The following is a 7,195-nucleotide window of genomic DNA, read 5'->3' on the forward strand; positions in this document are numbered from 1 at the left end:
CGCGTCTCGCGGCTGGTGGGCTCAATGACCAGGCACGCTTTGAGAACCCTCTCAGCCGCGGGATAATCCTCAACCGAAAGATAAAGTTGCCCTAGACTGAAAAGTAGGTGCTGGTAGGGAATGAGAACATCCTTCGGTAAGTCACTGCGCACAGTCTCCGATCCCGGTTGAGAGAATGGCACGATCCGCTCGAGATATTGAATCTGGCCTTGTATATTCTCCCGTGACTGCATCACCCGGTACATGATAAAATTGCCGCTGCTTTGCTTGGGAGTAATGTCCAGCGACTTTTGGGCATAGGTCTCGGCATCGTCCAGGCGATTCAGATGCCAGCTGGTCTCTGCAAGAGCGTTGAGTAGGGTGGAGGCCGAAGGACCCTGGAACTCGCGGATCTCCAACGCCCGCAGGTAGGCTTGAAGCGCCTGATCATGGTCATCCAAGAGGGCGTAATTCTGACCGAGAGTGTAGTGGGCATAGGCCGACTCGGGCTGCTCAGCAACCATAGTTTCCAGAAGAGTCTGGTTACGCTCCAGCTTGGCTCGTAGTTTCTCAGGGTCCAGGGCGTAACCCTGATGTTCAAGCACCACATTAGAGGACTTCTCCACACCCCCGGCAGCCTTCAGACTGGGGTGAACCTGCTCGTGGATGCGCCCGGAGAAGCGGAGCTTGGGGTGCCTCGAAAAAAGCCGGTGGGACATGGAGAGAGTATAGCTCATCTGGTCCGCCCGGAGGTTTCTAATCTGAACTTGATAAATAGTGGGGCGCTTCGGAGTAGTGAGCAGGCGCCTGAGGGGTTCTATAGAGGAAGGTACCAGCCGCTCATCCGCGTCGAGCCAGAAGATCCAATCACCAGTGGCATGCCGGAGAGACTCGTTCCGGGCAGCCGCGAAATCATCGATCCATTCGAAGTGGTGAATCTGGGCACCGAAGGATCTGGCAATGGCTATAGTGTCATCGGTCGAACCGGTATCCACAACCACCAGTTGGTCGGCTACCCCGGCGACACTGGTGAGGCAATCCGGCAACATAAGTGCCTCATCACGCACGATCATGCATACCGACAGCTTTCCTCTGGCCATCCTTAAGCCAGCTCTTAAAGACTATTCCGGAGAAAGTCTTGAATAACGAGTTCAGCGGCAGATCCACTCGGTTCACTCATGCCATGATCTTTTTGTCGAAATCCCTTAGCTCCGCCACTAACCGCACCTTGGCCAGTTTCTCATTAAAAAGGTCACGATTATTAACTCGGTAGGCCGGTTCACTTCCTTCGGGATGGAACAAATCCAGAACTCCCGACTGGGTGTAACTCTCCATCAACGGCTCGTAAACATTAAATGGCCGATTATAATGTTCCTGCAGGCGCTTTTCCAGGGTAGCAGCCGGGAAATCTTCAATGACACCCTGCTCCTGTATGATCACTTCCAGAACCCGCAGCAACTCCATTTCCTGCTTGTCCTTAAAGCTAAATTGATCCGACATCGTCTTAGCATGACCGCTTTCGACCATGTGGCGTTCCCGGCAATAGTCGGCCAGCTGGTAAAACTTGCCGGGGAATTCCAACACAAATACACGACCGATGCCTTCCCTGCGATCGCTTTGGCCCAGGTGGGCCGATACAAGCTTATTCACCGTATCATTGACCTTTTCCTCATCTAGGCCGAGGTAAAATGCGATAGTGGCCACAGCCTTGTTCCAGGGAAGAAGGATTTTCTCGTGGGCATCTGGTTCCTCTTGCTTAGCTAACATAGCCAGCAGGTTGACGACCTGCCGTCCCGCCCCCCTGGTGAGCAGGATACTCTGGTTCTTGGTTGCCGTCCTCAAGCGCTCTACGATGATTGCAAAGAAGGTCTGTAGCCACTTGGGAACCTCCTCCAAGCGACTGCGAAACATCTCGCGACTGATTTCCAGCAGCAGGACATTGGTGACCGCCGTGGCAGTTGCCGACCGGGGATAGTTATTGATGATCGACATCTCGCCGAAAATAGAGCCCGGCCCGAGCTTGGCCAAAATGGTCTTCTGGTCTCCCAGCATCTTGGAGATTTCTACCTGGCCTTCCAGAATGATAAACATGGTTTGGCCTGACTCACCATCCCGAAAGATCACCTCATCCTTATTAACCCGCCGTTTCAGCCGTTCCTCCAAAAAGCCCATGTCCCTGTTCCTTCCTATTAATTAAGTAATAGACTTATGATCGGAAACAGGCACCCGCCTACTGGACTTCAGGCGTCCCGGGAAATCTTCTCCAGCATCTCCCGGGCTTGCGCGTGATCGGGCTTAGCCGCCAGAACAGCTTCAAGATGGCGTTTGGCCTCATCCATCCGATCCACCTCGGCATACAGTGAAGACAGGATAAAGTGGGTTTGCCAGTCGTTGGGATCATCCTTCAAGATACCCATGAGGAGGCCGATCCCCTCTTCAAACTGTTCCGTCTCCAAGAACGTTTGCCCCAGTAGCCGTCTGGCATCCAGGTTGCGAGGATTATTCTCTAAGATCTGCGCCAGCCGTAGCTGGGCGGTCTTCAAGTCCCCTTCGGTCATATCAATCAGCGCGAGACCCTGTAGGACCGGGGCCCATCCCCGTTTTAAGCTTACAGCCCGCTGGTAGTGATTCCTAGCTTCCCGTAGGTCACCGCCCAGATGGGCGATGAGTCCCAGGCCGTACACTGCCTCCACTCGAGTGGGATCTTCCAGCAAGACTTCCCGGCACAGCTTGCCCCCACTTTCAAAATCACCCCGGTTGATCAGCTGGATGGCCTCATTGGCCTTTCGCTCCAGGACCTGGATAAGGAGCTCACCCTTCTCCAGGAGCCAATCCGGGTCTACATCGGGCCACTTGGCGCGAAATATTTGCTCATTCTTCCTTAGAGAGGCCTGGTAATCAATCTGGTTAGCCGCGAACGTCCGGCTGCCAAAATGGTGAATAAAGGTGCTTTCATCCACCATGACGGCGTATCCCTTCTCCCGCACCCGTAGGCATAGGTCATCGTCTTCGTAATTACCGGAGCCAAAGTTCTCGTCGAGACCGCCTAGCTCGTCGTAGAGTGCTTTGCGAATGAGAATGGCAAATCCTGCGATGCGGCGGCGGGGGGTTATCCTGCCGCGGTTCGCGGTGCGCACCGTCTTAGCAAACCTGTAATATCCCTCATCGTCCTGGTAGGGTACCTCCGCTAACCGCTGTCGACCGCTGATATAATTGGTAATCGGTCCCACCATACCAATGCGTTCATCGCGCTCCAGCGCACTCACCAAGCCGTCCAACCAGCCATCAGCTACCAGAACATCGTTGTTAAGCAAGAGGAGGTACTGGCCTCTGGCCGCCTTAGCACCCTGGTTATTGCCGGTCGAGAAGCCAACGTTGGTATTGTTTTCAATTAATCGGTAGTTAGAATTGGCCGATACCACTCCGCGGAGATATATTTTGCTCCCGTCGGTGGATTCATTGTCTACGAAGATCACCTCGTGAGGGTAGTTGGTATGCGCCCGCAAGGAGTCGACGCAGCGCTTGGTATACTCAAGGGCATTGAAGGTCAGCATAACAATAGACACATCATAGTGATCAAGCCGGTGGCCGCTTTGTGACAATAGGGACTCGATTTTCCCTGACCATCTCCTCTGTAGGGCAGCGATATTTTCATTCACATGGTCGAAACGGCCCGGGGTCTGGGATTTGTAATGGTAGACCACACTCCCCGGAGTATAGATATTCTTGCGCCCCTTCTCCAGAACCCTGAGGCATAAATCCACATCCTCATACCCATTGATAAAATCCTCATCGAATCCTTTGAGGCTGTGAAAGAAGGACTTTTTGATGAGCAGACAGGCAGCGGTGAGAGCTGGGAACGAGCGCGCTTCATTCACGGCGGGCGCATAGGCCGGGAATTCATGGTAGGCGTGATAGGGATAAACCGGATGGGGATAGTTGCGGATCAGTACCCCGGCGTGTTGAATGGTATGGCTCTCAGGATAAAGCAGCCTGGCTCCCACTGTGCCGGCGTCGGGAACCCGTTGATGAGCCTCCAGCAGAGCATGAAGCCAGCCCTCCTGAGGGATAGTATCATTATTCAGAAAGACGAGGTATTCCCCTCGAGCCACCACCGCACCCTGATTGTTGGACTCAGCAAAGGTGGCACCTTCCTTGTTATAAAGGTAACTGATATCCCCTTCCAGGGCTTTTAGGAACTCACTGAGCTCATCGGTGGATCCATTGTCCACAATGATGATTTCATGGCTGATGTCCCTGACGGTACTACGCACTTCACGGAGGCACTGGCGGGTGAGCTCGAGGCGGTCTTTTACCGGGATAATGATGGATACCAGCGGGCGCGTTATCGGTGCCGGTGTTCTGGATGGTTCAGACAAGACGCGGCTAAAAAGCTCATACCATCCCCGAGCCAGGACACCCAGGGTCCGTTCTCGGCGCACATAGTCCTGGGCCTGGACTCGAACCCGCTGCAATTCATCCGGGTGGTCAATCAGGAATTTGACCTTGGAATACCATTGATCCGGGTCCGCGCCATCCACCAGCAGCCCGGTCTCACCATCCTTCACACTGTTAGAATAGGGCGCGATTTTCGAATAGACCCCCGCAATCCCTTGTGAGGCATACTCCAGATACTTGATATCGCTTTTGCAGTCATTAAAGCGGTTCGACTGGAGTGGCGCCAGGCCAATTGCCAGATTTGCTTCGGTAAGCACCCGGGCGTAATCCTGATAATTTTTATGACCCTTGAGGTATTCCACCGTCGGATCGTCTTCGAACTCCTCTGGTAGATGCCAGAAAAAGACCAGTTTGACCTTATTCCTATATTCTTTCTGGATCCTTTTGAGGGCCGGCACCACCTGCTGGAAGTCGGCGCCATGGGTCATGCCGCCAGCGTAGCCGATCCGGATGGGATCGTTCCCCGGTGGGAGCGGTTCCTTCATCTGGAAAAGCGTCTCATCCAGCTGATTGGCCAGCACAGTGATGCTAGGGTTATAATCCCCCAGCGCCTCCTTCAAGCCTTCCGTTGATACAGTGACGACATCCACCATCCGGAGGAACTCCAGGATGGTCTGGCGGATTTTGGCCTGACGAAAATACCTGTAGATCGGGTGTTCCGGCGGCAGCTCCAGCAGATTATCATCGATCTCGTAGATCGTCCGCTGGCCCCGCGCTTGTGCGTAGCGCAAGGCCTCCAGCATCTCGGGGCGGTCCTCACGCTGAAACACTACAACGTCAAAATCATCGATAATGCTGAGCGAGACAGTCGTTTTCGACTCCAGGAATAAGGTACGGAAGCTGATCAGCCCATCCTTCTCCAGACGGGCCAGAGGACCCAGCAACCGTACATCAGCTACGGCATCCGTGTGGAGCGTGAAGACGAGGACATTTATCGGTCTTGCTGCCTGGTTGTCTGCTTGCGGGTGCATTTCGATCCCGGAATCCCTTACTGCTACTGATGGTGACTATTCTACAACTTGCATCCGGTCGGGGCCTGTACCGGAAAATTCCATATTTTTATAAGCAAATTCATCACTATCAAGACCCCTCGGAATCTGGCTCGCCCAGGTCGGCGGGAGAGCCACTTTTCTGCGAGCCGGGTTGCTGGCCGGCCAATATTGCCAGGTTCTCACGGGCGGTTTTATTCTGCGGGTCGATCTCTAACACCCGCTCAAATATGCTGCGGGCATTAATCGGATCACCCATGCCTACATGGCAGATACCTAGAGCCAATAAGCTTTTCACATCCTGAGGAGCGGTCCGCGTGATTAAGGCGAAGGCCTGGCGGGCATCATCAAACCGTTCAGCCTTAAGATACATACGCCCCAATATCCTCCAGGCGTCCAGATTAGCCGGATAAAGCTTGATTGCTTGCCTGAGAGCTGCTATCGCCTCATCATCCTTATTTAGCCGCAGACAGAGCGCTCCCAGGCTGATATAGCCCGGTGCGTACCAGGGATAGTCGGTGGTGGCTTTGAAATACTCGCGGCGGGCACCCTCAACATCTCCGGTTTGCAGCAGCAGGTCGCCCAGGGTGACAACAACCCAGGGATCCTCAGGCGCTAATGCCGCCACTTTGCGTAAAACTCCGATCGCACGCGTTGAATCACTGTTACTCAGGTAGTCATGGGCCTGCTTTATTATCGGCAGGGCCTCATCGGGCCATTGGGCCCTTACATTCAGGGGCTGGAACTTGATTTCCACCGGCCATTCCGGATGCCAGTAGCCCAGTCGCTGACCCTGTTCGAGTATATCTTCCCAGAACACCTGAGAACGCTGCACGGCGTCAGGTGCCTCCTGACCCTGTTCGCTATGCAGCCGGAAATAGCTGAGAGTTTTTACAAGGTAGATCAGATCGCCTTTGCCCAGGAGGTTCAGCCACATGGCAACGTCATTGATATATTCAAATTGAATGCCGCCGAAAGTGTTGATGGAGGGGCTAACATCCTCCAGGTCGCGTTTGCGGAAGATAGCGGTGGTAGGCTCGCCTACGAAATTCAACTTCTTTGAGAGCATGGCGTTACAAACAGACCGGCCCTCAAGTAGACTGTCGTCGGAAACCATGCGCTGGGTGGAGGGAAGATCTATTAAGGGATTACCCCGCTCATCGATAATCTGCCGGTGACTGGTCACCAGGGTAACACCGGGATACCGCTGGAGACAGCGCGCCAGGAGAGTCACACAGTCTGGATGGAGGAGGTCATCGTCGTTGAGGTATTTAACGTATTCACCAGCGGCCAGCTCGAAACAGCGCTGATAATTCCCGTAGCGTCCGAGCTGTTTTTCGTTTTTTACATACCTGATTCTTTCATCCGCGGCTGCCACTTCATCCACCACTGCCTTGATATCCCCGTTGCGGCAGTCGTCGCAAATGAGAATCTCCAGGTGGGGGTAGGTCTGATTGAGAGCACTTTCCAGGGAGGCCTTAAAGTACCGCTGGTTATAGGCCGGAATGACCACACTAATCAGCGGAGCAGCATCTGAGTTTTGCACTTCAGGCTGGAATTTATTAGACATAGAATTATTTATAGTGACTAATTGCTAAAATCAGCAGACGGCTGTGGTTCACATAGCCGCGGGTGACAACTTTTCCCACCATCTCAATCTCACTTTCCCGCAAGCAACGGTTTATGGTCCTACCCACCGGCTGTCCTCGGCATCAGGTTTCCTCGGAATCGGCAGAGGCGGCAGTCAACGCCGCCAGGTTAGCTTCGGC

The 7,195-nt window shown here is 53.9% G+C and carries 4 protein-coding genes; all 4 read right to left on the reverse strand.

All coding sequences use genetic code 11. From position 1 onward, the window contains the following. The coding region (locus ACETWG_04365; GenBank protein MFB0515825.1) for a glycosyltransferase at positions 1-1,079 on the reverse strand (1,079 nt) is incomplete at its 3' end. Positions 1,080-1,155: 76 nt separating this feature from the next. Beyond that, positions 1,156-2,151 carry a Crp/Fnr family transcriptional regulator gene (locus tag ACETWG_04370; GenBank protein ID MFB0515826.1) on the reverse strand — a complete coding sequence of 332 codons (996 nt, stop codon included), beginning with the start codon at positions 2,149-2,151 and terminating at the stop codon, positions 1,156-1,158. A gap of 68 nt (positions 2,152-2,219) precedes the next feature. Further along, the gene (locus ACETWG_04375; protein MFB0515827.1) at positions 2,220-5,408 is read right to left on the reverse strand and encodes a glycosyltransferase; all 3,189 of its coding nucleotides are present in this window, start codon (positions 5,406-5,408) and stop codon (positions 2,220-2,222) included. A 109-nt stretch (positions 5,409-5,517) separates the two neighbouring features. Next, positions 5,518-6,996 carry a glycosyltransferase gene (locus ACETWG_04380; GenBank protein ID MFB0515828.1) on the reverse strand — a complete coding sequence of 493 codons (1,479 nt, stop codon included), beginning with the start codon at positions 6,994-6,996 and terminating at the stop codon, positions 5,518-5,520. Between the last annotated feature and the right edge of the window lie 199 nt (positions 6,997-7,195).

The organism is Candidatus Neomarinimicrobiota bacterium (assembly GCA_041862535.1).
In the GTDB taxonomy this organism is placed as follows: Bacteria; Fidelibacterota; Marinisomatia; order SCGC-AAA003-L08; family TS1B11.

Bases quoted from the DNA above. Each gene is read 5' to 3' on its own strand.
- ACETWG_04370 (MFB0515826.1), bottom strand. From the start codon at position 2,151: ATGGGCTTTTTGGAGGAACGGCTGAAACGGCGGGTTAATAAGGATGAG.
- ACETWG_04375 (MFB0515827.1), bottom strand. From the start codon at position 5,408: ATGCACCCGCAAGCAGACAACCAGGCAGCAAGACCGATAAATGTCCTC.
- ACETWG_04380 (MFB0515828.1), bottom strand. From the start codon at position 6,996: ATGTCTAATAAATTCCAGCCTGAAGTGCAAAACTCAGATGCTGCTCCG.